Annotated in this window: 21 protein-coding genes, 1 tRNA gene and 1 pseudogene; 14 read left to right on the plus strand and 9 right to left on the minus strand. The window is 46.6% G+C overall.

Annotation, left to right across the window (positions count from 1 at the left end; all coding sequences use genetic code 11):
- Position 1: 1 nt before the first annotated feature.
- The 6 genes from dctP to ICE89_RS04240 all read right to left on the minus strand — a co-directional run bounded on the left by dctP (position 2) and on the right by ICE89_RS04240 (position 6,428).
- Positions 2 to 1,036, minus strand: coding sequence for a TRAP transporter substrate-binding protein DctP (gene dctP, locus ICE89_RS04215; protein WP_216264956.1), 1,035 nt, complete (start codon positions 1,034 to 1,036; stop codon positions 2 to 4).
- 142 nt (positions 1,037 to 1,178) lie between these two features.
- Positions 1,179 to 2,483: a malonyl-CoA decarboxylase domain-containing protein gene (locus ICE89_RS04220; protein WP_216264957.1), complete on the minus strand. Its 1,305-nt coding sequence runs from the start codon at positions 2,481 to 2,483 to the stop codon at positions 1,179 to 1,181.
- Positions 2,484 to 2,621: 138 nt separating this feature from the next.
- Positions 2,622 to 3,530, minus strand: coding sequence for a LysR substrate-binding domain-containing protein (locus ICE89_RS04225; RefSeq protein WP_216264958.1), 909 nt, complete (start codon positions 3,528 to 3,530; stop codon positions 2,622 to 2,624).
- 7 nt (positions 3,531 to 3,537) lie between these two features.
- Positions 3,538 to 4,326 (minus strand): prolipoprotein diacylglyceryl transferase, encoded by a 789-nt coding sequence (gene lgt / locus ICE89_RS04230; RefSeq protein ID WP_216264959.1) that lies wholly within the window; start codon positions 4,324 to 4,326, stop codon positions 3,538 to 3,540.
- A gap of 5 nt (positions 4,327 to 4,331) precedes the next feature.
- Entirely contained in the window at positions 4,332 to 4,796 is a 465-nt protein-coding gene (locus ICE89_RS04235) for a DNA polymerase III subunit chi (RefSeq protein WP_216264960.1), read from the minus strand.
- Between the two features lie 27 nt (positions 4,797 to 4,823).
- Positions 4,824 to 6,428 carry a leucyl aminopeptidase gene (locus tag ICE89_RS04240; protein ID WP_370625328.1) on the minus strand — a complete coding sequence of 535 codons (1,605 nt, stop codon included), beginning with the start codon at positions 6,426 to 6,428 and terminating at the stop codon, positions 4,824 to 4,826.
- Between the two features lie 163 nt (positions 6,429 to 6,591).
- Between ICE89_RS04240 and lptF the strand changes: the two genes are divergently transcribed.
- The 3 genes from lptF (at position 6,592) to ICE89_RS04255 (ending at position 9,862) form a co-directional block, all read left to right on the plus strand.
- Positions 6,592 to 7,707, plus strand: a complete 1,116-nt coding sequence (lptF, locus tag ICE89_RS04245) for an LPS export ABC transporter permease LptF (protein WP_216262351.1) — start codon at positions 6,592 to 6,594, stop codon at positions 7,705 to 7,707.
- Positions 7,704 to 8,858: an LPS export ABC transporter permease LptG gene (lptG, locus tag ICE89_RS04250; RefSeq protein WP_216262353.1), complete on the plus strand. Its 1,155-nt coding sequence runs from the start codon at positions 7,704 to 7,706 to the stop codon at positions 8,856 to 8,858. Before lptF ends, lptG begins: the two co-directional genes overlap by 4 nt.
- Before the next feature lie 62 nt (positions 8,859 to 8,920).
- Positions 8,921 to 9,862, plus strand: a complete 942-nt coding sequence (locus ICE89_RS04255) for a CysB family HTH-type transcriptional regulator (RefSeq protein ID WP_216262355.1) — start codon at positions 8,921 to 8,923, stop codon at positions 9,860 to 9,862.
- A 38-nt stretch (positions 9,863 to 9,900) separates the two neighbouring features.
- On the opposite strand, the gene ICE89_RS04260 is transcribed toward ICE89_RS04255, so the two are convergent.
- Positions 9,901 to 9,985, minus strand: a tRNA-Leu gene (locus ICE89_RS04260).
- Between the two features lie 152 nt (positions 9,986 to 10,137).
- Between ICE89_RS04260 and ICE89_RS04265 the strand changes: the two genes are divergently transcribed.
- From ICE89_RS04265 to rng, 8 genes and pseudogenes are all read left to right on the plus strand, one after another.
- The gene (locus tag ICE89_RS04265) at positions 10,138 to 10,857 is read left to right on the plus strand and encodes a YebC/PmpR family DNA-binding transcriptional regulator (RefSeq protein ID WP_216262357.1); all 720 of its coding nucleotides are present in this window, start codon (positions 10,138 to 10,140) and stop codon (positions 10,855 to 10,857) included.
- 53 nt (positions 10,858 to 10,910) lie between these two features.
- Positions 10,911 to 12,188 (plus strand): phosphoribosylamine--glycine ligase, encoded by a 1,278-nt coding sequence (purD, locus tag ICE89_RS04270; protein ID WP_216264962.1) that lies wholly within the window; start codon positions 10,911 to 10,913, stop codon positions 12,186 to 12,188.
- A gap of 42 nt (positions 12,189 to 12,230) precedes the next feature.
- Positions 12,231 to 13,142 carry an oxygen-dependent coproporphyrinogen oxidase gene (gene hemF, locus ICE89_RS04275; RefSeq protein ID WP_216262646.1) on the plus strand — a complete coding sequence of 304 codons (912 nt, stop codon included), beginning with the start codon at positions 12,231 to 12,233 and terminating at the stop codon, positions 13,140 to 13,142.
- On the plus strand, positions 13,139 to 13,828 hold the full coding sequence (locus ICE89_RS04280; protein WP_216264963.1) for a nicotinate-nucleotide adenylyltransferase: 690 nt from the start codon (positions 13,139 to 13,141) through the stop codon (positions 13,826 to 13,828). Before hemF ends, ICE89_RS04280 begins: the two co-directional genes overlap by 4 nt.
- A 45-nt stretch (positions 13,829 to 13,873) precedes the next feature.
- Positions 13,874 to 14,260: pseudogene (gene rsfS, locus ICE89_RS04285) on the plus strand (ribosome silencing factor); the annotation flags it as partial.
- 23 nt (positions 14,261 to 14,283) lie between these two features.
- A complete protein-coding gene (rlmH, locus tag ICE89_RS04290) occupies positions 14,284 to 14,727 on the plus strand; it encodes a 23S rRNA (pseudouridine(1915)-N(3))-methyltransferase RlmH (RefSeq protein ID WP_216262363.1) in 444 nt (147 codons plus the stop codon).
- Positions 14,720 to 15,355: a nucleoside triphosphate pyrophosphatase gene (locus ICE89_RS04295; RefSeq protein WP_370624849.1), complete on the plus strand. Its 636-nt coding sequence runs from the start codon at positions 14,720 to 14,722 to the stop codon at positions 15,353 to 15,355. The genes rlmH and ICE89_RS04295 overlap by 8 nt, the downstream gene beginning before the upstream one ends.
- Positions 15,352 to 16,815 (plus strand): ribonuclease G, encoded by a 1,464-nt coding sequence (gene rng / locus ICE89_RS04300; RefSeq protein WP_216262365.1) that lies wholly within the window; start codon positions 15,352 to 15,354, stop codon positions 16,813 to 16,815. The genes ICE89_RS04295 and rng overlap by 4 nt, the downstream gene beginning before the upstream one ends.
- Before the next feature lie 10 nt (positions 16,816 to 16,825).
- Here the strand turns inward: rng and msbA are convergent, their stop codons facing one another.
- Positions 16,826 to 18,589 carry a lipid A export permease/ATP-binding protein MsbA gene (msbA, locus tag ICE89_RS04305; RefSeq protein WP_216264964.1) on the minus strand — a complete coding sequence of 588 codons (1,764 nt, stop codon included), beginning with the start codon at positions 18,587 to 18,589 and terminating at the stop codon, positions 16,826 to 16,828.
- A gap of 10 nt (positions 18,590 to 18,599) precedes the next feature.
- Between msbA and ICE89_RS04310 the strand changes: the two genes are divergently transcribed.
- From ICE89_RS04310 to ICE89_RS04320, 3 genes are read left to right on the plus strand one after another with little or no spacing between them, the layout of a single operon-like run.
- Entirely contained in the window at positions 18,600 to 19,361 is a 762-nt protein-coding gene (locus ICE89_RS04310) for a glycosyltransferase family 2 protein (RefSeq protein WP_216264965.1), read from the plus strand.
- Entirely contained in the window at positions 19,358 to 20,137 is a 780-nt protein-coding gene (locus ICE89_RS04315; protein ID WP_216264966.1) for a glycosyltransferase family 2 protein, read from the plus strand. The genes ICE89_RS04310 and ICE89_RS04315 overlap by 4 nt, the downstream gene beginning before the upstream one ends.
- Positions 20,138 to 20,151: 14 nt before the next feature.
- On the plus strand, positions 20,152 to 21,309 hold the full coding sequence (locus ICE89_RS04320) for a glycosyltransferase family 9 protein (RefSeq protein WP_216264967.1): 1,158 nt from the start codon (positions 20,152 to 20,154) through the stop codon (positions 21,307 to 21,309).
- Positions 21,310 to 21,323: 14 nt separating this feature from the next.
- Here the strand turns inward: ICE89_RS04320 and dnaE are convergent, their stop codons facing one another.
- Complete coding sequence (gene dnaE / locus ICE89_RS04325) at positions 21,324 to 24,941, minus strand: DNA polymerase III subunit alpha (RefSeq protein ID WP_216264968.1); 3,618 nt, start codon at positions 24,939 to 24,941, stop codon at positions 21,324 to 21,326.
- Position 24,942: the final 1 nt, after the last annotated feature.

A 24,942-nucleotide genomic window follows, 5' to 3' on the forward strand; every position in this document is an offset into this window, starting at 1 on the left:
TTTATGAAATCTTCTCTGCCGAGCGCATCATTGCAGCACAAGTTTCATTACGTTCCGAGAATTCTTTCCAAGCAGAATTTTTAGCTACTGCCTTCCATTTATCAACTACCGACGTATCCATTTCAAAAACCTTGTTGCCGGCTTTAGCAAATGCAATAGCTGCATCAATATCATCCAATTTGGCCTGTTCGGTACCAAATTTTTCCATATCCGCCCCGACCGCCATAATGACATCGCGTTGTTTTGGTGTTAAAGAATCAAACACCGTTTTTGACATCATGAGTGGCTCTAACATATACCAATAGGATTTATTTTTGGCGGAAGTAAAGTTTTTGGTTAACTCCGCAAGCTTGAATGACATTAAGCTTGCCGATGAAGTGTAGGCTGCCTCTAGTGAGCCGGTTTGCACAGCCTGATAAATCTCATTTGAAGGAATCGAGGTCATTACGGATGCACCGGCTGCCTTAAGCATGGCATCAAATTCACGACTGCCACCCCTCACCTTAACGCCTTTAACGTCGTCCGGAACCACGATAGGACCAGAACGTGTAGCAACGCCACCAGCCTGCCACACCCAACTAACAATCACAATGCCCTTGGACTCCATGACCTTATTCAAGATCTTGCCAACTTCAGCATTTTTCCATTTGGCGCCTTGTTCATAGCTGGTAACTAGCGCTGGCATTAGACCAATGTTAGCCTCAACAACTTCTCCACCCGCATAAGGCATTGGGTAGAAACTAAAGTCAAGGGCGCCTTTACGGAGAGCGCTAAATTGAGCATTTGTTTTCATTAATGAGGATTGCGGATAAACGTCGAACTTCAATTCGCCGTTTGTTTTTTTAGTGACCTCTTCACCGAACTTCTTGCATAAACGATCACGGAAGTCTGTGCCACTTGGAAATTGGTGAGAAATCTTTAAACTTTTGGCGCCTGATTGAGCAAACGCGCTCAGATCGTAACCAGCAACGGATGCTCCAGCCGCACCCAGCAACAATGTGCGACGCAATTGAGAAATTTCTTTTGAATCTGTCATGTTCATCTCCTAAATGACTATTATTTTTCTACTTACAAATGTGGGTACTGCCAGTTTTGTGACCGCTGGCTTCTACATGCTCGATTCTAAAGCGAATACTCTGTGAATTCCGCTTGAGAGTCTCCCCTACTAAATTTCTTACTTAGGGCTGCATTAAACGACCTACAGCACGGGAATAATCAATTTCTCCCTGCGTAAAGCGCTCATGATTCTCCTCAACAGCAGACAGATCATACAAATAGTTAACCATCAGGGAGGCTGACTGTCTTAAGCCCTTGCGAGAGAGATCCCCTGCCCAGTTAATCTGATGAAGCTTGGCACCATTACCTAAGTGGAACTTGGCAACTGGGTTACCGTTACGACCAGCAGAGCCTAAACCCAAGTAAATACTAGCGAGGCACAGTAAAGCGGCTTTTTCTTTTTCAGTCGCATTATCTGGATGCCAGCCAGCACTTAAACGCTCAGACCAAGAGCGATTAGTAAGTCCAAGCGCTTCCAAGGATTGCTCGCGTGCTGTACGAATTGCCGGCTTAAGTTGGGTTCCTGTCTTTTCACCGCCAATGTCTGCACCAGCAGCGATCCAGTCAATAAAACCTGGGATTGGTGAAAGAGTTACAAATGTTTTAAGACTTGGGAACTCTGCATGCAATTGTTCTGCAACGCGCTTAATCAGGAAGTTACCCATCGAAACGCCACGCAAGCCTGGCTCACAGTTACTAATAGAGTAAAAAGCGGCCACTTTATATTGTGAAGTTTGATGAACTGTCTCTGCCTTCTTATCTACCAAAGGCGTAATCACGGCAGGGATTTCTGGCAAAAGTGCCACCTCAACGAAAATCAAAGGCTCATTTGGAAGTTGCGGATGAAAAAACGCAAAGCATCTACGATCAGGCTGCAAGCGGCGGCGCAGGTCATCCCAGCCATCAATTGCATGCACAGCTTCATGCTGAATCAGCTTCTCCAACACCTCCGCAGGTGACTTCCAATCTACCCGATGCATCTTCAAAAATCCTGGATTAAACCAAGAAGACAAGAGGTGACGTAAGTCAAAATCAACTGCAGTTAACTCAGGTTGCTTTTCGAGTAATTGCAACAGATCGCGACGCATACCTACCAGAGCAGCAGTTCCATTCGTTGCGCGATTGAGTCGACGAAACAATTCTTGTCTCGGTGGCTCAGTCACGCGTTGCAATTTAATGTAGTTGCGAGCACTTGCTTCTGCTGAAAAATTTTGCGCGGCAGCCATAACTGCAGCAGCATCGGGATTGAGCTTTTCAAATAAAAAATTGAAAAATTTAGAATGCTGATCTTTAGAAAGCTTGCGATAGTTGTGAATCACATCGTCAGCCATGCTGACGGCATTCGATTCACCGCGCTCGGAAATAAGTCGATTGACCGCACCTGTAACGCGGGAAAAGTACCGGGCTTTTGCTAGCTTTTCAAGCATGTGTATCTCTCAAAGAATTCAACCCAAAATTTGAGGGCTCGATTACTAATGTATAGCTGAGCCATACCTGAATCAATTAATGAAAGTATATATTCATTAACTTTAAGTTAATGAATTAGCAAACATATTTCGATGGGTTTAGGGATTATTGCGATGCAACATACGGGCTTCAGCCGCTAGAGCGAGGATATTGGGGTTTGATTCATTAGCCTGGAGGTACATTAAGCCAATACGCTGTGTCACCTGATATTTTGGCAATAACGGGGTAAATTCAATCGCATCACCCATTAATGCCTTCACTCTGCCGGGCAACAAAGATCTTCCTAGGTCCCCCGAGACCATATTCATGAGAGAAAAGATATCCCCCACCTTCATCACCACATTAGGCGCAAAGCCCGCCAACAGGAATGCTTCATAGAACCCTGAGGTAGTGGCAAAACCATCCTGAAGGGTCAGAAACTTCTCATTCTGGTACTCGGATAAATCAATACTGACTTCGGTTGGCTTGTTGTTTTTTGAGGAGGCTAAAAACAACTGGTCCTCAAAAAGAGGAACTACCTGGACACCCTCCGGAAGATCTCTTGTAGGAACCGCCATGACTACTGCATCTACATTACCCTCGCTGAGCCGCTTCATCAAATCCTCATTAGATCCTAGATATAAATCAATATCCAAATCAGGTCTTCGAATTTTGGTGCCCATGATGACTCTAGGAATGATGTTGGCCGTCAAAGAGTACATTGACCCTAGGCGGATTTGACCGCTTTCGACGCCTGCTTTTGCTAGCGTCTTTTTCAGGATACGGTCTACATCAGCCAATAAATCTGCACTTGCTTCAGCCAAATAAATAGCTGCTGGCAAAGCCTTTAACTGACGTCCATCTTTTACAAATAATGCGCACCCTATTCCGGATTCTAGGGAATGTAATGCCTTGTGAATGCTGACTGAACTTAAGCGCAACTCTTCTGCTGTTTTAGAAAGGCTACCAGTCCGAACAAACGAGCACAGTACCTCTAATTTTCGAAGTGTCAGCTCTTCATTCAGCATGCGCTATTTAATTACTCTTCGATTTAAGTGCAGTCATGAGATAGAGCCCAAACAAAATCATTGGTACACATAACCACTGACCCATAGATAATCCTAAGCCCAGAAGGCCTAAGAAGGAATCTGGCTCACGCGCATATTCGGCCAAGAAACGGCAAATACCGTAACCCAACAAGAAAAATCCAGATACCTGGCCAACACGTCTTGGCTTGCCTGCATAAATCCAGAGCGTAATACCCAGAAGTACGCCTTCACCAAGCAGTTGATAAATCTGCGATGGATGACGTGGGACAGAATCCACTAAAGGAAAAATCATCGCCCATGGAAGATCGGTAGGTCTACCCCATAACTCACCATTAATAAAGTTCCCCAGTCGACCAAAAGCCAATCCAAAGGGAACTAGTGGAGCAACCAAATCACTCACCACAAAAAAAGTGGTATTGCGTTTTTTAGCAAACCAGTAAAGCGCAACAAGTACTCCTAACAAGCCGCCATGAAAAGACATGCCGCCTTCCCATATCTTAAAAATACTCAAGGGATGGGATAGATAGAAGCCTGGCATATAAAAGAAGGTGTAGCCTAAGCGACCACCCAACACCACACCAAGGACGCCTGCAAACAGAAGATCCTCAAGATCTTTATAGGTCCAACCCAAGGCTTGATAGCGTGACGACTTAATGCGCAAACGACCTAAAAGCAAGAATTGAGCAAAGGCCATCAGATACATCAAGCCATACCAATGAATTGCAAATGATCCAATACGAATTGCTGCAGGGTCAAACTGTGGATGAATCAACATGGTTCTTAGCTTTTGGATTGGTCGAAGTTATGCAACTCGTGACCTAACTCTCGATAGGCTTTAAAGCGCTCGCGCCCTGCCAAACGTTCCGCTTCATTCACCGTGACCACCTCAACGATTCTGGGAAAGCGCGCAACCAAGGCTGGCACATCAGCAGGCATACGCATTCCCAAATGAATCATGACATCAGCATGGGGAATACCATTCAGGGCTGGGGAAGCAAAGCCATCCGTTAGAACTATTGGGGTTTCTGCTGCGGCCTCGTCCTCAATAAAACAATGCGGTAAGAAATCGGTGCTGCTAAATGCCCAAAGAAGTTCATTCAACTTTTTCAGATCTGCCTTCTCACCTACTATCACAATATTGCGGACTGGTTCACCTTCAGGTGTAGCGCTCCAAATCTTGCGCGTGAGGAGACATGCGTATTCCAGCTTGTCACTGACATTACTATGAAAATCAATTCGAGTCATTCAATATTTATCCGAGACCTAAAGCGCTCACTTGCGCTCGAGCAAGAAGTTCACTAAAAGGGGCACAGGACGACCGGTAGAGCCTTTGGCAGCGCCACTCTTCCATGCGGTACCAGCAATGTCTAAGTGAGCCCATTTGTATTTCTCGGTGAAGCGAGATAAGAAGCAGGCTGCTGTCACGCTACCAGCTGGACGACCGCCAATATTGGCAACATCTGCAAAATTAGATTTGAGTTGCTCATGGTAGGCCGCATCCAAAGGCAAACGCCATACCGTGTCCAAAGAAGCATGGCCTGCCTTAGTCAACTCGCTCACCAAGCTCTCGTCGTCAGAAAACAAACCGCTATGTACATGACCCAAAGCAATCACGCAAGCGCCAGTTAAGGTGGCGACGTCAATCACTGCCGCCGGCTTAAAGCGCTCTACATAAGTCAGTGCATCACACAGAATCAAGCGACCTTCTGCATCGGTGTTGAGAATCTCAATGGTCTGTCCTGACATGCTCTTCACAATATCGCCAGGACGAGTTGCTTGGCCTGATGGCATATTTTCACAAGTAGGAACAACGCCAATCACGTTCTTCTTTAACTTCATTAAAGCAATGGAATACATGGTGCCGATGACTGAAGCTGCGCCACACATGTCGTACTTCATTTCATCCATGGCTTCGCCTGGCTTTAATGAAATTCCGCCAGTATCAAAAGTAATTCCTTTGCCAACCAAAATAATCGGAGCCTCTCCTGCTTTGCCGCCTTGATGCTTCATCACAATAAATTGTGGTGGAGTATCAGAGCCCTTAGCAACAGATAAGAATGAACCCATTCCCAAGGCCTCAATTTGTTTGAGCCCAAGAACATCCACTTTCAAAGCAGTCTTTTTACTCAAGCCCTGGGCTGCCTTACCAAGGTAGGTTGGCGTACAGATATTTGGGGGAAGGTTACCCAAATCCTTCGCTAGGTTCATACCCTCTACCATCGCGACACCCTGCTCTACTGCAGGCTTTAGCTCTTTAGCGCAGGCATCGTTACCCGCAAAGATGAGATGCTTAAATGTGTCTGCTTTATCTTTTGCTTTAAATTTCATGGCGGGCTGACGCACACCAAAACGATAAGCTTGGTCACCAGCGTATTGAACAGTAAGGCGAACCTCTTCGGCAATGAAGTCAGCTTTGTGTGCAAGCGCAAAACTTGGTGTAAACCAAAGCGCACTTTCAATTGATCCGCCACTTAACACCTTCAAAGCTGCGCGAGCAACTTTGGAATAAGTAGTCAAACTCCGTTCGCTAGCAAGATGTACATCACCCAAAGCAACGAGTAATACTCGTTTTACTTTAACCCCATTAGTTGACCAAGATTTTTCTGCACGCAACATGCATACGGAAGCTTGCTTGGAATCTAAATCCCCAACAAGATTGGCGTGATTGACTGAGCCTCCGAGCAAAAGATCTAGCTCTGGCAAAAATCCTACTTTTGCCTTGGCGCCCTTAGCACTTGAGAAACTATCAAAATCCGCCTTGGAATATGCCAAAACCAAGCAGTCGGTATTGTGGCTAAGCAAGGATTTGAGGCTAGATTTCTGGAGTTTTAGGCTCTGAAGGTCTGCTTGAGGGAAAATCTTGGTGCTGAATTTAATTGTCATAATCTATTACGGTGTTTTGGTCGCTTCAAAAGGGGTAATCTGCTAATTTGGGACGTTTATCCATTATCCTCCGACATGAGAATAACTTCCCTTACCTGCAGCAATATAAGCCATTTACAAGCCCAATAACCCATCAAGTCCAGACCTATAAATTCTCATGATTTTTAACCAGGCCCTTCGCCGCGAACTCAGTTTTACGACTGGCGGGGTCTTTTTGGTCTTAGTCACCATAATGGTGACTACCCTGGTGATCCGAATTTTGGGTTATGCCGCTAACGGGGCGGTCAATCCAGAAGATGCGCTGGTGTTAATTGCCTTGGCCACCCTAGGTTATCTTGCGGTTCTTTTGACGGTCTCCCTATTTGTCGCAACCCTCATCGTTCTGGTGCGCTGGTACAAAGATTCAGAAATGATTGTGTGGTTTGCTAGTGGCTTAAGCGTTACCAATCTCATTCGCCCCATCATGCAATTTGCCACGCCGCTCATCATTGTGATCGCGCTCCTGGCTCTTTTTGTCTGGCCTTGGGCAAACCGAGAATCCACTTTAATTAGTCAACGCTTTCAACAACGTGATGACGTATCCATGGTGAGCGCTGGACAATTCAAAGAGTCTGCAAAAGCAGAGCGCGTATTTTTCATTGAAGAGCTCGATGTTGATAAAAGTGAAGTCAAGAATATCTTCGTAGCCGACTCTAAGAATGGTCGACTGAGTATTGCAGTTTCCCAAACTGGCTATATTCAAAATTCTGCAGGTGGCGAGAAATCCATCGTGATGCATAACGGTAGACGCTATGAGGGGCAACCCACGCAGCCCGATTTCAGAATTCTAGAATTTAATGAATACAGCACCAAGATACGGAGTAAAGATTCATTGGCGCCCGCACCACGTGATCGCGAGAAGACGGTCACTGAGCTGTTAAATGACCCTAATCCAGCCTCTATCAACCCCAATCGTGCTGAGTTACTCTGGCGCATTGGCTTGCCATTAATGGCATTAGGTTTAGTGCTGATTGCAATTCCGCTTGCTTATGTGAACCCTCGCTTGGGTAATTACACTGCAATGTTTTATGCAGTCTTAATTTATTTAATCTATAGCAACTTACTTAACCTGACGCAAAATTTTGTCTCACAAGGCAAGGTCAGTGTATTTGTTGCCATCTGGCCTATTCATTTGCTTGCCCTCTTAATTGCGACAGCCTTAATTCGCAATCGTATTAATCCTTCTCTAAAGTGGTGGCGCCGTCAATTGCCCGCCTCTATGGCCACCAAATGAAATTGCTCTTTCCTTTCATTTACGAGCGCTATCTAGCCAAGCAGATTTATGCTGCTTTTGGCTTTATCTTGTTTGCCTTGGTAGCTTTGTTTTTGTTTTTCGATATCTTGAGCGAGTTAGGGTCTGTGCAAGGAGCCTACACACTTCCTCTGGCCCTACTTCATGTTCTTCTAAAGGCGCCAAGCCGAATCTCTGAAATCATCCCCATTGCAGGTTTGATTGGCAGTATCTATGTATTTGCAATGCTGGCTAGCCAGTCTGAGTTCACCATTTTGCGCATCGCTGGATTAGACGTGAAACGCGGGCTCATTACTCTCACAAAAATTTCACTTCCATTAATAGCGCTCACACTCATCATGAGTGAATGGGTTGGCCCTTATTCCGAAGCAAAGTCTGACCAGATTCGCATGAGGGCTATGGGCTCAGCCTATACGTCACAATTTAAAACGGGTGTTTGGGTGAAGGATCGCTTACGCGATGAAGATGGTAGTGGCCCCGTGCGCCCAGGCGTGCGCTATGTCAATGTGGGTAAAGTTGATAAAGATAATGAAATTCAAAATATCCGCATGTATGAGTTTGATGACACCTATCATCTTCTCTCTATTCGTAGTGCAGTCTCCGGACAGTTTGATGAGACTGGCATTTGGGTTTTAAATGACGTCACTGAAACCCGCTTTAAAGAAACAAAGCAATCTGACCCGCTAAACCCAGTCTTTTCTGCACAAACTTTTACGCACCCGATTGTCACCCTGGAGTCAGAAGTCACACCCCAAATTTTGAATGTGCTCTTAATCAGCCCTGAAAAAATGTCGATCATGAGCTTAGGTCGCTTCATCTCCCACCTACGTGAAAACAAACAAGATGCGCAAAGACATTCCATTGCTTTTTGGAAGAAGGTGGTTTATCCCTTCACGATTTTTGTGATGCTCACACTAGCCCTTCCGTTTGCATACCTTAAGGTTCGAGCAGGTAGTGTTGGTATCAAGGTGTTTGGTGGAATCATGCTGGGCATGAGTTTCCAGCTATTTAATTCCCTCTTCTCTAACGTAGGGCTTTTGGGTTCTTGGCCAGCACTACTAACTGCGCTTACCCCGCCTTTGCTTTACTTTCTTTTGGCGCTATTCGGGTTGCGCTGGGTTTCTAAGGCTTAATACCCAAAAATCATTTAGAATTTGATTCCTATATCATTGCTGATATATAGACAGGAATCCTTATGAATCTCCACCAATTCCGCTTCGTGCGTGAAGCCGTTAGGCAAAACTTCAATTTAACGACCGCAGCTAAAGCCTTATTCACCTCTCAACCAGGAGTTTCTAAGGCCATTATTGAATTGGAAGATGAGTTAGGCGTAGAGATCTTTCGTCGTCATGGCAAGCGCATTCGCTCCTTGACAGAACCAGGTAAACGTATTTTGAGTTCGATTGAGCGCATCCTCGATGAAGTGGAAACACTGAAGAGAGTGGGTAAAGATTTTGCTAGCCAAGATCAAGGTAGTCTCGTTATTGCCACTACCCATACACAAGCACGCTACGCACTTCCTAAAGTGCTGACTGAATTTACTAAACGTTTTCCGAAGGTAAAGGTGAGCATTCAGCAAGGTAACCCAGGTCAAATTGCAGAGTTGCTCACGCATGATCGTGCAGATATTGCGATTGCCACAGAAGGTATTGCCAATACTCCGGGCGTACTGGCTTTGCCGGGCTACCAATGGCAGCACGTACTCATGGTGCCACTAAGCCACCCCCTTCTCAACCAGGCAACGCTTACCCTGGAAGAGATTGCCAAGTACCCCATCATCACTTATGACAAAGCATTTGCTGGTCGTAGCAAAATTGATGCGGCCTTTGCGCAAAGAAATATTACGCCCGATATTATTTTGGAGGCGATTGATGCGGACGTGATTAAGACTTATGTAGAGACAGGCATGGGCATTGGTATTGTTGCGGGTCATGCTTATGACCCCGATCGCGATCGCAATCTCAAGGTAATTCCTGCGGGACATTTATTTGGTAATAACGTGACTCACCTAGGCGTCAAACAAGGTGCTTACTTGCGCTCATTTGTCTATACCTTCATTGAACTCTTCTCACCAACGCTCACCAAGAAGATTGTTGAGCAGGCAATGAATAATGAATCCGAGACTTACGAAATTTAGATAATCTAAGGATGCACAAGGACTGAACAGTCTTTGAGTGGTGCCTCGGGGCGGACTCGAACCGCCACGCCTTGCGGCACCGGATTTTGAGTCCGGCACGTCTACCAATTCCATCACCGAGGCAGGTGTTTGCAGTGGAAATTCTGCTTAATTTGCTACTTTGTTACTGCTAAGACATGAGAGTGTAACAAAAAATGGTTAGTAACCCCCTGCCTTGGGTCTAGAACCCCTTAAAATGAGGTCTTCTAGCCAAATTATTAAAAGGACTTACCCGTATGGCCGGCCATTCGAAATGGGCCAATATTCAGCACCGCAAAGGTCGTCAGGACGAAAAACGCGGCAAGATTTGGACCAAACTCATTAAAGAAATTACCGTTGCCGCCAAATTAGGCGGTGGTGATATTGCTACCAACCCACGTTTACGTCTGGCTATTGATAAGGCCAAAGACTCCAATATGCCGAACGATAATGTGCAAAGAGCGATTCAACGTGGCACTGGATCTCTTGAAGGCGTTAACTACGAAGAAATTCGTTATGAGGGTTATGGCATGAATGGCGCAGCCATCATTGTCGATTGCTTAACTGATAATCGTACTCGCACTGTTGCTGAGGTTCGCCATGCTTTTAATAAGAATGGCGGCAATATGGGTGCCGAAGGTTCTGTTGCTTTTTTATTCAAACACTGCGGTCAAATGTTATTTGCTCCAGGCATCAGTGAAGATCAACTCATGGAAGTAGCTTTAGATGCTGGCGCTGAAGATGTGATTACTCACGATGACGGTTCTTTAGAGGTACTGTCTCCTGTTCCTGATTTTTCAAATGTACAAGATGCTATTAGTAAAGCAGGCCTCAAGCCTGAGCTAGCAACGGTTGCCATGCGCCCTGAGACTGAGATTGTTTTGGAAGGTGATCAGGCTGAGAGTATGCAGAAATTATTAGATGCACTCGAGAACTTAGATGACGTTCAAGAAGTTTTTACGAATGCTGCTCTTTAATTTTTTAAATTCATTTCTTTTAATTACCTCATTTAAATACTAGATAGCTTGTTATGAAAATTCTCCTAATCGGATCTGGCGGACGCGAACATGCTTTAGCCTGGAAACTGGCTCAATCACCACAAGTCCAAACGGTTTATGTTGCTCCTGGCAATGGTGGAACAGCAACTGCCAAACAAACTGCTGCGGGCATTGAGAACTTACCGATCACTGGATTACAGGAGCTGGCTGATTTTGCTAAGCGCGAGAAGATTCATCTCACGGTTGTGGGTCCAGAAGCGCCACTTGCTGCTGGCATTGTGGATGTCTTCCGTAATAATGGCTTGCGTATTTTTGGCCCAACTCAATTGGCAGCTCAACTGGAATCTTCTAAAGACTTTTCTAAAGCTTTTATGAAACGTCATGGCATTCCAACTGCCGATTACCAAACGTTTTCTAGCGCGCTTGAAGCGCATGCTTATATTGATGCCAAGGGTGCGCCAATTGTGATTAAGGCTGATGGCCTTGCGGCAGGTAAAGGTGTTGTAGTGGCAATGAGTCTTGAAGAGGCGCATGCCGCAGTTGACATGATGTTGGCTGATAACAAATTAGGCAATGCAGGTGCCCGCGTTGTGATTGAAGAATTCCTAACAGGTGAAGAAGCTAGCTTCATTGTTCTCGTGGATGGCAAGAATATTCTTGCATTGGCGACCAGCCAAGATCACAAGCGCTTACTTGATGCTGACCAAGGACCGAATACGGGCGGTATGGGTGCCTACTCCCCTGCGCCAGTTGTTACACCAGAAATTCATGCGCGTGCATTGCGTGAGGTGATCATGCCAACAGTCAAGGGCATGCAAGCAGATGGCATTCCGTATACAGGCTTCTTGTATGCGGGCTTAATGATCTCTCCTGATGGTATGATCAAGACTTTGGAATTTAACTGCCGCATGGGCGACCCAGAAACACAACCGATCATGGCTCGCCTGCGCAGTGATTTCGTCAATGCTCTGGATCATGCAGTAGATGGAACGCTCAATGAAGTTGAGCTGAAATGGGATCGTCGCACTGCCTTAGGCGTTGTGCTTGCAGCCACCAATTACCCCGATACCCCGCGTGCTGGTGATGTGATTACCGGCATTCCGGCTGATACTGAAGATCAAATTACATTCCATGCCGGTACGAAATTACAAGATGGCAAAGTAGTGACCTCCGGTGGACGGGTGATGTGCGTTGTTGGACTTGCTGATACCGTGCGTGGCGCACAACAAAAAGCATATGAAGCCATCAGCCATATCCAGTTTGACGGCATGCAATATCGCAAAGATATTGGCTACCGCGCAATTAAGTAAATCCATCAAGTTAGAACGCCCTTGTCAGATCAACAAACCCAAATCGATATCGCCACCCTAAAAGACTATTTTTTAGGTCTGCAAGATCGCATCACAAACGCCATGAGCGCTTTGGATGGCAAGGTCTTTGTTGCTGATGAGTGGCACAAACCTGAAGATAGCAAACTCAAAGGCTATGGTCGCACCTGCATTTTGGATGGCGGCAATATTCTAGAAAAAGGTGGGGTAGGCTTTTCCCATGTCCGCGGTGATCAAATGCCTCCATCGGCATCGCATCATCGCCCAGAGGTGGCAGGCCGTAGCTTTGAGGCGATGGGCGTGTCTTTGGTATTTCACCCAAATAATCCTAAAGTACCCACCACGCATATGAACGTGCGTTGCTTTATTGCGCAGGCCCCTGACAAAGAGCCAGTATGGTGGTTTGGGGGAGGCTTTGACCTCACACCCTATTACGGCGTTGATGAAGACTGCAAACACTTTCACCAAACTGCCAAGGATGCATTAGATCCTTTTGGCCAAGAGCTTTACCCTCGCTTTAAAAAATGGTGCGATGAATATTTCTACCTCAAGCATCGCGAAGAACCCCGCGGCATTGGCGGCGTTTTCTTTGATGACTTTAATGAGCTTGGGTTTGAAAAAAGCTTTGCCATGATGCGCGCTGTGGGCGATGCCTTTATCAATGCATATCTACCTATAGTAGAACGTCGCTATCAAGATAGCTTCACCCCCGAAGAAAAGTCCTTCCAAGAATATCGCCGCGGTCGCTATGTGGAATATAACCTGATCTTTGATCGTGGGACTATCTTTGGTTTGCACTCCGGTGGTCGCACTGAATCTATTTTGATGTCAATGCCGCCAGTAGTGCAGTGGTGGTACAACTGGCAACCCAAGCCTGGCACTCCTGAGGCTAAGTTGTATGACTATTACCTGAAGCCACGAGATTGGCTAGCTTGAGCGCTATAAAGAAAATTGGCATTCTTGGGGGTACATTTGATCCTCCTCATATAGGTCATTTGAAATTGGCTACGCATTTTGCAAAGCTACTCCACTTAGATGCACTGCTGCTTATTCCAAGTGGTGAGCCATGGCAAAAGGGAACCGGCATTACTCCCGCAGAAATGCGCCTGAAGTTGACTGAAGCTGCCGGCATTGATCTGGCGAGAGCATTTTTATATCTCAAGATTTCCACTCAAGTAGGTATTGATCGCATGGAGATTGATCGCGCTGGACCTAGTTATGCAATTGATACCGTTAAAGCCTTGCGTGAGCGCTTTGGAACAAATGCTAGCCTGACTTGGCTGATGGGAGCAGACTCTCTAGTTGCCCTCCCTAGTTGGAACTCCTGGGAAAAATTGAGCCAGTATGTGAATTTTGCGGTGGCGACTAGGCCACACCATGATTTAAAGCTGGAAATTAGCTCTGAAGTGGGTCAATTTTTGGAGACCCATCAAACATCAGACGCCGACGCCCTTGAAAATAGCGCCGCAGGCCTCATATACATCGATGAAAGCTTGAATATTGATCTATCCTCAACCGCATTACGAGAACGTCTCAAATCCAGCTCACGGAGCTCTATTGCATCCGAGCAAATTCCAACCCACACCCTAGAAATCATTACAAATCTGGGCTTGTACCAGTAATCAAGCTAAGATCACCCTAAATAGAAAAATTATTGCCGAGAAAATATGGACTTACGTAAATTACAACGCGTCGTGATTGATGCCCTAGAAGATGTTAAAGCGCAAGATATCCGCGTGTATGACACCACTAAATTAAGCGAGTTATTTGATCGAGTGGTCATTGCCACTGGTTCTAGTAACCGTCAAACCCGCTCTTTAGCCATGTCGGTTAAAGAAGAGGTAAATGCTAAAGGTGGAGAAGTCATTTCTATCGAAGGCTTAGAAACTGGCGAATGGGTATTGGTAGATTGCGGTGACATCGTCGTGCATATTTTGCAACCAATGTTGCGCTCCTACTATCAGCTTGAAGGTATGTGGGGTGCTAAACCTGTACGCGTGAAATTAGCTGGTGATAAAGGTCTTGTTAAGGCCAGCGAATCCGAAGACGACGAGTAATCTCGTCGTCACTTGCGGCAATGCGGCTCACCATCGTTTCTGTTGGTCATAAGATGCCTGATTGGGTTGCCACGGCAACTCATGACTACATCAAACGAATGCCTGCGGATTGCAGCATTGAAATCAAAGAGATCAAACCTGATCTCACACCCGCAAAAGAAGCCGTAAAAATTGCAGCATCCATCCCCAAGGGATCCAGAGTGATCGCTTTGGATGAGCGAGGCAAAGACCAAACCACTCAGAATCTTGCCACTCAACTGGCTAGCTGGCGCCAAGAAGGTTTTGACATTACCTTTTTAATTGGTGGTGCGGATGGCTTGGACCCCAGTCTAAAAGCAGGTGCGCAAGCCATGTGGCGACTCTCCAGCCTTACCTTGCCGCATGCCATGGCCAGAGTAATGCTAGTGGAGCAACTCTATAGAGCTTGGACTATTCTGCAAGGCCATCCCTATCATCGTGAGTAATCCGTTGAACTCTTTTATTTATCTTGCCTCACAAAGCCCTCGCCGCCAAGAGATCTTAAGGCAAATGGGTGTTCGCTTTGAAATGCTGTTACCAAGTCCTGATGAAGATAGTGAGAGTATCGAAATCCCTCTCCCACAAGAAAAAGCACGCCCCTATGTGGAGCGCGTTACCTTGGCAAAAAGTGCTGCAGCACTCAGCCGATGGAAAAAGGGTGGCTTACCTTGGGCTCCGATTCTCTGTGCCGATACCACTGTATGCTTACCCAACCATCCCGATGGTGAAATTTTGGGTAAACCGGTCGATGCAGCGGATGCTGCCCGAATTCTAGCTATGCTCAGCGGCAAAGTACATGAAGTACTCAGCTCGGTAGCGATCACTGTGAATCCCGATGAAAAACCCATACAGCTTGTACAGGTTTCTAAAGTTCAGTTTGCTGATTTGTCGATAGAGCAGATTGACACCTACATCGCCAGCGGCGAACCCTTTGGTAAGGCTGGCGCCTATGGCATACAGGGCTTGGGTGGGACTTTTATTCCCTCAATTCAGGGCAGCTATAGCGGTATCATGGGTCTACCTATTTATGAAACGAAGCTTTTACTAGATCGCGCCCAAGTTAGCAGCATATGAACGAAGAAATACTAATTAATATCACCCCGCAAGAAACGCGCGTTGCTTTAATTCAGCAAGGAGCGGTTCAAGAGTTACAAATTGAGCGCACTCGCCAACGCGGTATTGTGGGAAATATCTACTTAGCCAAGGTAGTTCGTGTACTGCCTGGCATGCAATCGGCATTTATCGAAATTGGTCTTGAGCGCACGGCATTTATGCACGTCGCTGATATCACACAAAATAATCCTCAAGCACAAATTGAAAAATTATTGTTTGAAGGTCAAACACTGTTAGTACAGGTATTAAAAGATCCTTTAGGAACTAAAGGTGCACGCTTAACAACCCAATTGAGTATTGCTGGACGCAATTTAGTCTACCTACCCCCAGCAGGTAGCGATACCGCTACTGAAAAATATATTGGCGTTTCTCAGCGGATTGATCAACCTGAAGAACGCGAGGCCATTAAGGCCCGTCTTGCAGGCCTGATGGCTGAAGATGAAAAAGGCGGCATCATCGTCCGTACTAGCGCTCAAGATGCATCCGACACAGAACTGCAGCATGACATGCTTTACCTGCGAACTACCTGGGAAAACATTCATGCGACCATGAAACACAACCCGGCGCCTACCCTGCTCTATCAGGATCTTAGCCTAGCGGAGCGTGTATTACGAGATGTTGCAGGTGAAGACACCACTCAAATCCGTGTGGATTCTGCTGAGAATTTTGAGAAGCTCAAAGCATTTACGAATGCTTACATGCCCAATCTTTTGGGCAAGCTGACTCTACATCGTGGCGAGCGCGCCCTCTTTGACTTATTTGATGTCGATGCAGAAATAAATAAAGCGCTGGGTCGCCGAGTCGATCTCAAGTCTGGTGGCTATCTCATGATCGATCAAACAGAGTCGATGACTACGATTGATGTGAATACAGGGAGTTATGTAGGCGCTCGCAATCTCGATGACACTGTCTTTAAAACCAATCTAGAGGCAGCCCAAGCGATTGCACGTCAACTCCGCTTGCGCAATCTAGGTGGAATCATCATCATTGATTTCATAGACATGCTTGGCAAAGACCATCAAGAGTCTGTATTGCATGAACTCAAACGCAATCTTGAACGCGACCATGCTCGCACCTCAGTGAGTGACTTTTCCGCGTTGGGCTTAGTAGAAATGACCCGCAAACGGACGCGTGAGTCCTTAGCCCATATCACTTGTGAGCCATGTGCCACTTGCCTTGGCAAAGGTGAGATTAAAACGGCCCAAACGATTTGTTATGAGATTTTGCGAGAAATTGTGCGAGAGCATCGCCAATTTAATCCCCGAGAATTTAGGATTGTGGCTGCACCTGATGTAATTGATTTATTCCTAGAGGAAGAGAATCAATTCTTGGCGCAGTTGGGGGATTTCATTGGCAAGCCAATTACCCTGCAAGCGGAAGGTAGCTTCCGCCAAGAGCAATACGATATTGTTCTGAGTTAAGTTTTCTGAATTAAGCGTTAGAGAATTGGATGCGATGTAAGTTCGCATACAAGCCATCGTGCTTAATTAAATCCTCGTGAGAGCCATTCTCGACAATTTTGCCGTGCTCTAGAACCACAATTCTGTCGGCATGTTCAATAGTCGATAAACGGTGTGCAATTACTAAAGTCGTTCTATTAGCCATTAAGGTATCTAGCGCTTCCTGAACCTGACGCTCGGATTCAGAATCTAAAGCTGATGTGGCTTCATCCAAAATCAGAATTGGTGCATCTTTATAAATAGCACGCGCAATTGCCAAGCGCTGGCGTTGCCCACCAGACAGGCGATTACCGTTATCTCCCACCATGGAATCGATGCCATCCGGCAGTTCTTTGATCATAGCGCTGAGATTGGCAGCTTCTAATGCCTGCATCACGCGACCACGATCAATTCCCGCTGAGCCATTTGCGCCATATGCCACATTAGCAGCGATAGTGTCATTAAAGAGAATGACATCTTGACTCACAAATGCGATTTGTCGACGTACATCTGCGAGCACAATATCTTCCAGCGGAATGTCATCCAAGTAAATATGGCCACTAGTAGGTTTGAAGAATCGAGGTAACAAATTCACAAGCGTCGACTTACCGCCACCAGAAGGCCCCACAAAGGCAACCACTTCTCCAGGTTTAATAGTGAGATTGATATTGCTTAAGGCATATTTACGTCCCGCCTCTTGCTGATAAGAGAACCCTACATCATCAAAACGAATAGCGCCTTTTGCCTTGTCAAGCGACTTCATGTTTTGATTGCGCTCTTGATCTTCCTCAAAAGGCTGATCCATCAATGCAAAAATCATCTCTGCTGCAGTGAGGCCACGCTGCAAAGGTTGATTGATATCCGCTAAATGCTTTAAGGGAGAAATCACCAACATCATTGCAGTAATGAAGGCGGCAAATCCACCAACAGTAGTACCTTCGGTAGCAGATTGCATCAAGGCAATCACCAACACCACCGACAAAGCCATGGAGGCAATGAGTTGTGTAATTGGCTGATTTAGACCGCCAGCCACAGCAGACTTCAAGGCAAACTGGCGCAAGCGTTCTGCCTTTTGCATGAAGCGGGACATTTCATACTCTTCCGCACCATGTACTTTGACAATCTTATATCCCGCTGCAGCCTCTTCAACAATATAAGCAAGATCGCTTGTGAGCGTTTGCTGCTCCCTGTTAAGAGACCTTAAGCGACGATTAATTTTGCTCATGATGAATGCAATCACGGGAAAAATAATTAAAACGACTAAAGTCAACTGCCAATTTAAATAAATTAAATAACCAATTAAGCCAACGACCGTCAATGAATCTCGCACTAAGCTAATTAACATTGTTCCCATGACGGAGAGAACGTTATTCACCTCAAAGACAACACCATTTATTAAAGTCGATGCCGAGTTCTTTTGAAAAAAAGTAGTGCTAGCGTTCAAAAGGGTTTGAAACATTTGCGCACGTAACTTTAAAAGTACGGAGTTAATTACCCTAGTAAGTAAATAGTTCGACAAAAATTGGGCCAAACTTCGCACCAAAGCCAAACCTACCAAGAAAACAGGAACCTGCCAGAGCTTGCTATTGAGCTGCCCCGTAAAGCCTCTATCCAACAAAGGCTTCATTAAGGCGGGGATTGAGGTCTCGGCAGCAGCAACTAAAGCCATGGCCAAAAGTGATCCAATAATCAAGCCGTAATGGGGCTTGAGATACGTAATTAAGCGATTTAGGGCGGTACGGTCTTGAGCATTCATATAATGAATTATGCCCACCTTATCAGTCATACTCATCACCCGCAATGAAGAGGCCAATTTGGACGATTGTCTGGCCTCCCTAGAGGGGATCGCCCAGCAGATCGTGGTTGTAGATACCAACAGCTCTGACCGCACCCTTGAGATAGCCAAAAACCACGGGGCAACGATAGCCCAGCCGTCAGATTGGCCCGGTTTTGGGCCCCAAAAGAACCGCGCCCTGGATTTAGCTACCAGCGAGTGGGTTCTCTCGCTGGATGCCGATGAAAGACTCACCCCTGCCCTAAGGTCAGAAATTTTGACGGCCATTCACCATAGCGCCCATGTGGATTGCTTTGCCATCCCCAGGCTTTCTTGGTATTGCGGACGCTTCATCCGCCATTCTGGCTGGAGCCCGGATTATGTCGATCGTTTATTTAAACGCGGTACCGCTCGTTTCTCAGATGATTTGGTTCATGAACGCCTAGTTCCCAATGGCCAAGTCGCAAAATTAGAAAATCCCATGATGCATTACAGCTTCATGAACTACTCTCAAGTGCTCCAAAAACTAGATCGCTACTCCACCGCCTCAGCAGAGCAAGCATTTGCCAGAGGTAAAACTAGCAGCCCTCTCAAGGCAGTTCTGCATGGTGCATGGGCATTTTTCCGGACCTATGTTTTGCGTGCGGGATTCTTAGATGGTCCTCAGGGATTTGCATTGGCGGTATCCAATGGTCAAGGAACCTATTACCGCTATATCAAGTTGTGGCACCTGAATCAGGAAGCCAGCAAATGATTTCGATTTTGTTGGCTACCTATAACTGGCCACAAGCGCTCAAGCTTTGCCTAGAATCTCTTGCTACGCAAACCGACAAGAACTTTGAAATCATCATCGCCGACGATGGCTCTACTGAGAGCACAAAACACCTCATTGACTCCATTCAAGGCTCGCACCCCGCATCCATTACCCATCTTTGGCAAGAAGATCAAGGCTTTCAGAAAACCAAGATCCTCAATAAAGCAATTGCCGCAGCTCATAGTGATTACTTGGTTTTTCTGGATGGCGATTGCATTGTCCAGCCCGATTTTGTAGCGCGGCATCGTGCGTTGGCGCAAAAGGGATACTTAGTTACTGGCAGCAGAGTCCTACTCAATAAAAACCTGACCACCGAATTACTCACTTGGCCTCAGTGGAGTTTTGAGCGCTTTTGTTCAAACCTCATCAGCAAGCGCTTAAGTGGGGGCATCAATAAATATTGGCCCCTTAAAGTAAAGTTGGGCAATGGCTCTTGGCGTGACTACAAAAAATTTGTTTGGCGTCGCATCAAGGGTTGCAATATGGCTTGCTGGAAAGCCGATGCTGAAGCTGTCAATGGCTTTGATGAAACCATGACCGGCTGGGGTCATGAAGATGCCGACTTTATCTTCCGCCTGCAACACCATCGCATTCGCCGCAAGTCAGGCTCATGGTCTACTGAAGTACTGCATCTCTTTCATCAAATCCATGATCAAAGTAATGCCACCGAGAATGCTCGACGGGTTCGGGAGAAGATCTTGGCTAAGGCCCTTTAAGCATTCGCACTGCCATGACTACATACTCCACACTCAAACCTAAAAAGGTTTTATTTATTGCCACGAGGCAAATTGGAGACGTATTAGTAACAACACCCCTCATTAGTAAGGCTAGAGAGCTTTGGCCTCATGCGGAGTTTCATTTTTTAGGTTATCGCGGCAAGCTAGAGATGCTTCATGGCAATCCTGATATTGCTGAAGTGATAGAAACTTCGGATCGACCAGGTTTTGGTGAATATCTATCACTTTTTAATCGCCTGTTTCAGCGTTATGACTTAGCAGTAGTGACGCAGCCAAGCGATCGCGCCTACTTGTATGGTCTAGTAGCCGCCTTTAGAAGAGTTGGCGTTCTTGGTGGCCACCCGCAAGGCAAAGATGCACAAGATCAACAAAATCGCAGCAAGAGTGAGAAGCAAAATGCCTGGAAGAAATTTATCTGCATGCACACAGTGGATGTTGACTACTTTCAGCAGCATGTCATCACTGAAAAACTGCGCCTACTAGAGGTCTTTTTTAAAAACCGAGCTGAATTATTTTCCAAACCAATTTCAGTTACCCCGCCTGCTGGAGAACCCTTAACGCCGGCCATTACCAACGAACTTAAGCAACCTTATGTCGTTGTACACCCAGGACCCCTAACTGCCTATAAACGTTGGCCTCTAGGGTATTGGCAAGAGCTCATCACCTGGCTCGTAAGGCAGAACTTCCAGGTAATCCTTAGCGCCTCACCTGCTAAGCAAGATATACAACTCAATCACGACATCATTTCCTTGTTGGATGAAGAGGTTAAGAAAAAAGTTATCAATGCTGCTGGTAAATTATCTATCCCCCAAGCAGGCACTTTGATTCGTGGTGCTGCTTTGTATATCGGAGTTGATACCTCAATCACCCACTTAGCAGCAGCATGCAATACGCCTACCATCGCCCTCTTTGGCGCCACTCCGCCAACGAACTTTGGCCCATGGCCCAATGGTTTTATTGGTGAACAGCCATATCAATTGCGTGCTCGCACTCAAACTGTAGGCAATGTCACCATTCTGCAAGGCCCTGGTGAATGCGTACCTTGTCGTAAAGCCGGATGCCTAGATAAGGCCGATAGTTATAGTGAGTGCTTGGACCTGCTAGAACCCGAGCAAGTCATTGAGGCCGTTCGGAAAGCATTACCGAACTAGATCAACCAATACGATCAGTGATACTGAATCTGTACAGGATCTTTTTGCTTAGAAGCTAGGATTTGATTTAAGCCATGCAAGCAGGCATCGTCAGGATAGATGCGCAACTCTTCTGGGAACTGCATCAAGCAAGCGCCGCCACTAGTAGTCACAGCAGCCGTCAGCATTAAACCCTTCATACCATCGTTCGATCCCGGCGCAGCAGGAGCAGATGCGCCAAGCTTAGGATCACGTACACGATTGGCCATAAGATAGGGATTAATTTGGCTACGGAGCATCTTGATATCAATTGCGTTATCAATGCAGACATGCACATTACGGGCAAAGCGCATACGCGCACCTGTGATATCCATTACCGCCTCAGACACAATGCGCATGCCGCCTGAGAACTTGTCAGGCGTCACATTGACCTTGGCAACCAAGAGCTCATCTTCTTTTAACCAAGAACGATTGGGCTCGTAGACTTCGCTATACAAGGTCACTTCGAGGGCAGCAGAGCCATCATCGATAGTTGCAATCATCATACGACCGCGTTGACCAGTGAGCATTCGTGCTGAAGTGATAATGCCGGCAATGAGTTGATCTTTACCCTCCGCTACCTTAGCCAAAGGCTGACGAATAAAGTGAGAAGTTTCATCACGATAGGCATCAAACATATGACCTGTTAGGCAAAGACCCAAGGCGGTCTTCTCCTCTTGCAGGCGCTTCTTCTCCGACCAGGTAGGCTCGCGCACCAACTCTGGGAGATGGCGATCCTCTTCACCAGCTACCTCAAACAAGCTCACCTGATGAATCGATGCCTCTGCTTGCTCAGCAGCCTCAATCGCTCTAGCTAAAGAGGCGAGCAAGGTAGAGCGAATGTCAAACAAATTCCCACCTGCAGGGACGGAGTCGCGATATAAGCTATCAAACGCACCCGCGCGCATTAGCGCTTCAATAGCGCGGCGATTAACTTGTCTACGATCCACTCGTGCGCAGAAATCAAACAAATCTTTAAATGGCCCGCCAGTTTCACGCGCCTTCACGATGGATTCAATCGCCGCCTCACCGGTACCACGCACAGCACCTAAGCCATAACGAATGTGACTGATGGATGAATCTGGAGCTGCATCGGGTGCGCGCAATGGCGTGAACTCATAAACACCAGTATTGATATCCGGTGAGAACACCCGAATGTTATTGACTAAGCAATCGTCATACAGAATTTTCACCTTATCGGTGTCATCCATTGCGAGTGATAAGTTGGCTGCCATAAATTCGGCTGGGTAATACGCTTTTAGCCAAGCAGTTTGATATGCCAAGAGCGCGTATGCAGCAGCATGGGACTTATTAAATCCGTAGCCAGCAAAACGCTCCATCAAGTCATAGATCTCATTTGCCTTTGACTCTGTAATACCACCGGCTTTTGCACCATCACTAAAGATCTTGCGATGCTGAGCCATCTCTTCTGGCTTTTTCTTACCCATCGCACGGCGCAACATGTCAGCACCACCTAATGAGTAACCGCCAATCATCTGCGCCATTTGCATCACCTGCTCTTGATAGACCATGATGCCGTAGGTCTCGCGCAGAACAGACTCAATCCGAGGATCTGGATACTCTACTTTTTGACGACCATGCTTACGCTCAATAAAGTCTGGGATCAAATCCATTGGGCCTGGACGATATAAAGCCACTAGGGCAATAATGTCCTCAAAGCGGTCAGGCTTGGCTTCACGTAGCATGCCTTGCATGCCACGACTTTCTAACTGGAATACTGCGACAGTATTAGCGCGCTTCAGAACATCAAAGGCTTTTTCATCATCGAGCGCAATCTCACCGATATTCCAGTCTCTGCGATCAGCGTGTAATGATTTAATCCAGCGCTCAGCTGCTGCCAAAATAGTCAGCGTAGTCAGACCCAGGAAGTCGAACTTCACCAGACCAATCGCCTCTACGTCATCCTTATCAAACTGACTGATCACAGAGCTACTGTCTTGATCTTTACTTTCTTGCGTATAGAGCGGACAAAAATCAGTGAGGCGCCCTGGGGCAATTAATACGCCGCCCGCATGCATGCCGACGTTGCGAGTCATGCCCTCTAACTGCTGCGCCAAGGAAAGTAGCTGACGCACTTCATCTTCATTCTTTTCGCGCTCGGCTAACTGCTTCTCTTCCTTCTTCGCCATTTCAATCGTCATGTACTGACCTGGCTTATTCGGAATGAGTTTGGCGATACCGTCTACGAAGTTATAGCCCTGCTCTAGTACACGTCCCACATCACGAATCGCCGCTCTAGCTGCCATAGTTCCGAAGGTGGCGATCTGACTCACCGCATCTTTACCGTACTTATCTTTTACATACTGAATCACACGGTCGCGACCATGCTGACAGAAATCGATATCGAAGTCGGGCATCGATACCCGCTCTGGATTGAGGAAGCGCTCAAAGAGCAAGTTGTAACGGAGTGGATCCAAGTCGGTAATACCGAGTGAGTACGCCACTAAAGAGCCGGCACCAGATCCGCGACCAGGCCCTACTGGTACACCATTATTTTTAGCCCAATTAATAAAGTCCGCAACGATCAAGAAGTAACCCGGGAAGCCCATTTGAGAAATCGTCTTGACTTCAAATACCAAACGATCGTGATAACGCTTCATTTCTGTTTCGCGCTCTTCTGCATCCGGGAAATTGCGCTCCATGTGACGCTTAAGACCTATTTCCGATTGCTGCAACAAGTAATCGTCGAGCGTAATACCAGGAGGAGTTGGAAAATCCGGTAAACGCGGTTGACCTAATACCAATGAGAGATTACAACGCTTGGCAATTTCAACCGAGTTCGCTAATGCTGCGGGCAAATCAGCAAAACGCTTTTCCATCTCATCTTGCGTTAAAAAATACTGTTCGTCATTAAACTTTTTAGCGCGGCGCGGGTTACCTAGCAACTCCCCTTCAGCAATACAAACACGGGCTTCATGCGCCGTAAAGTCGCTCTTTTGCATGAACTGCACTGGGTGGGTTGCAACCACCGGTAGATTTAGTTCACTGGCGAGATGACAAGCAAGCTGGAGTTGTTTTTCATCTTGAGGATTACCGCCGCGCTGCACTTCGATATAAAAAGATTTCGGAAAGAGTTTTTCGTAGCGTCTAGCAACAGTCTTGGCATGATCTTCTTGCCCACCTAATAGCGAGATACCGATTTCACCCATGCGTGCGCCAGAAAGTGCAATCAAGCCATAAGAGAGTGTGCGCTTGGCCGCTTTATCTTCTGCTTTGGCGGCAGGCTCACTAAACCAAGTGGAATCGACTTCAGCACGACCACGGGATTGATTGTCGAGAGATGCCCTACTGAGCAGCTCACATAAATTGAGGTAACCGGAATGATTTTGCACCAAGAGCAATAAGCGATGAGGCTGATCTGGATCCTGTGGATTGCTCACCCAAACATCCGCTCCGGCAATCGGCTTGATCCCGCCAGAACGCGCGGCGGTATAGAACCGCACCAAACCAAATAAATTACTTAAATCCGTAATCGCTAACGCGCCCATCTCATCTTTGACGGCAGCAGCTACCGCATCATCAATGCGCACGACTCCATCCGTAATCGAAAACTCGGAATGGACGCGAAGATGAACAAAACGGGGTGAAGCCATG

The organism is Polynucleobacter sp. AP-Kaivos-20-H2 (assembly GCF_018882215.1).
Classification (GTDB): Bacteria; Pseudomonadota; Gammaproteobacteria; order Burkholderiales; family Burkholderiaceae; genus Polynucleobacter.

Bases quoted from the DNA above. Each gene is read 5' to 3' on its own strand.
- dctP (WP_216264956.1), bottom strand. From the start codon at position 1,036: ATGACAGATTCAAAAGAAATTTCTCAATTGCGTCGCACATTGTTGCTG.
- ICE89_RS04220 (WP_216264957.1), bottom strand. From the start codon at position 2,483: ATGCTTGAAAAGCTAGCAAAAGCCCGGTACTTTTCCCGCGTTACAGGT.
- ICE89_RS04225 (WP_216264958.1), bottom strand. From the start codon at position 3,530: ATGCTGAATGAAGAGCTGACACTTCGAAAATTAGAGGTACTGTGCTCG.
- lgt (WP_216264959.1), bottom strand. From the start codon at position 4,326: ATGTTGATTCATCCACAGTTTGACCCTGCAGCAATTCGTATTGGATCA.
- ICE89_RS04235 (WP_216264960.1), bottom strand. From the start codon at position 4,796: ATGACTCGAATTGATTTTCATAGTAATGTCAGTGACAAGCTGGAATAC.
- lptF (WP_216262351.1), top strand. From the start codon at position 6,592: ATGATTTTTAACCAGGCCCTTCGCCGCGAACTCAGTTTTACGACTGGC.
- lptG (WP_216262353.1), top strand. From the start codon at position 7,704: ATGAAATTGCTCTTTCCTTTCATTTACGAGCGCTATCTAGCCAAGCAG.
- ICE89_RS04255 (WP_216262355.1), top strand. From the start codon at position 8,921: ATGAATCTCCACCAATTCCGCTTCGTGCGTGAAGCCGTTAGGCAAAAC.
- ICE89_RS04265 (WP_216262357.1), top strand. From the start codon at position 10,138: ATGGCCGGCCATTCGAAATGGGCCAATATTCAGCACCGCAAAGGTCGT.
- purD (WP_216264962.1), top strand. From the start codon at position 10,911: ATGAAAATTCTCCTAATCGGATCTGGCGGACGCGAACATGCTTTAGCC.
- rlmH (WP_216262363.1), top strand. From the start codon at position 14,284: ATGCGGCTCACCATCGTTTCTGTTGGTCATAAGATGCCTGATTGGGTT.
- rng (WP_216262365.1), top strand. From the start codon at position 15,352: ATGAACGAAGAAATACTAATTAATATCACCCCGCAAGAAACGCGCGTT.
- msbA (WP_216264964.1), bottom strand. From the start codon at position 18,589: ATGAATGCTCAAGACCGTACCGCCCTAAATCGCTTAATTACGTATCTC.
- ICE89_RS04310 (WP_216264965.1), top strand. From the start codon at position 18,600: ATGCCCACCTTATCAGTCATACTCATCACCCGCAATGAAGAGGCCAAT.
- ICE89_RS04315 (WP_216264966.1), top strand. From the start codon at position 19,358: ATGATTTCGATTTTGTTGGCTACCTATAACTGGCCACAAGCGCTCAAG.
- ICE89_RS04320 (WP_216264967.1), top strand. From the start codon at position 20,152: ATGACTACATACTCCACACTCAAACCTAAAAAGGTTTTATTTATTGCC.
- dnaE (WP_216264968.1), bottom strand. From the start codon at position 24,941: ATGGCTTCACCCCGTTTTGTTCATCTTCGCGTCCATTCCGAGTTTTCG.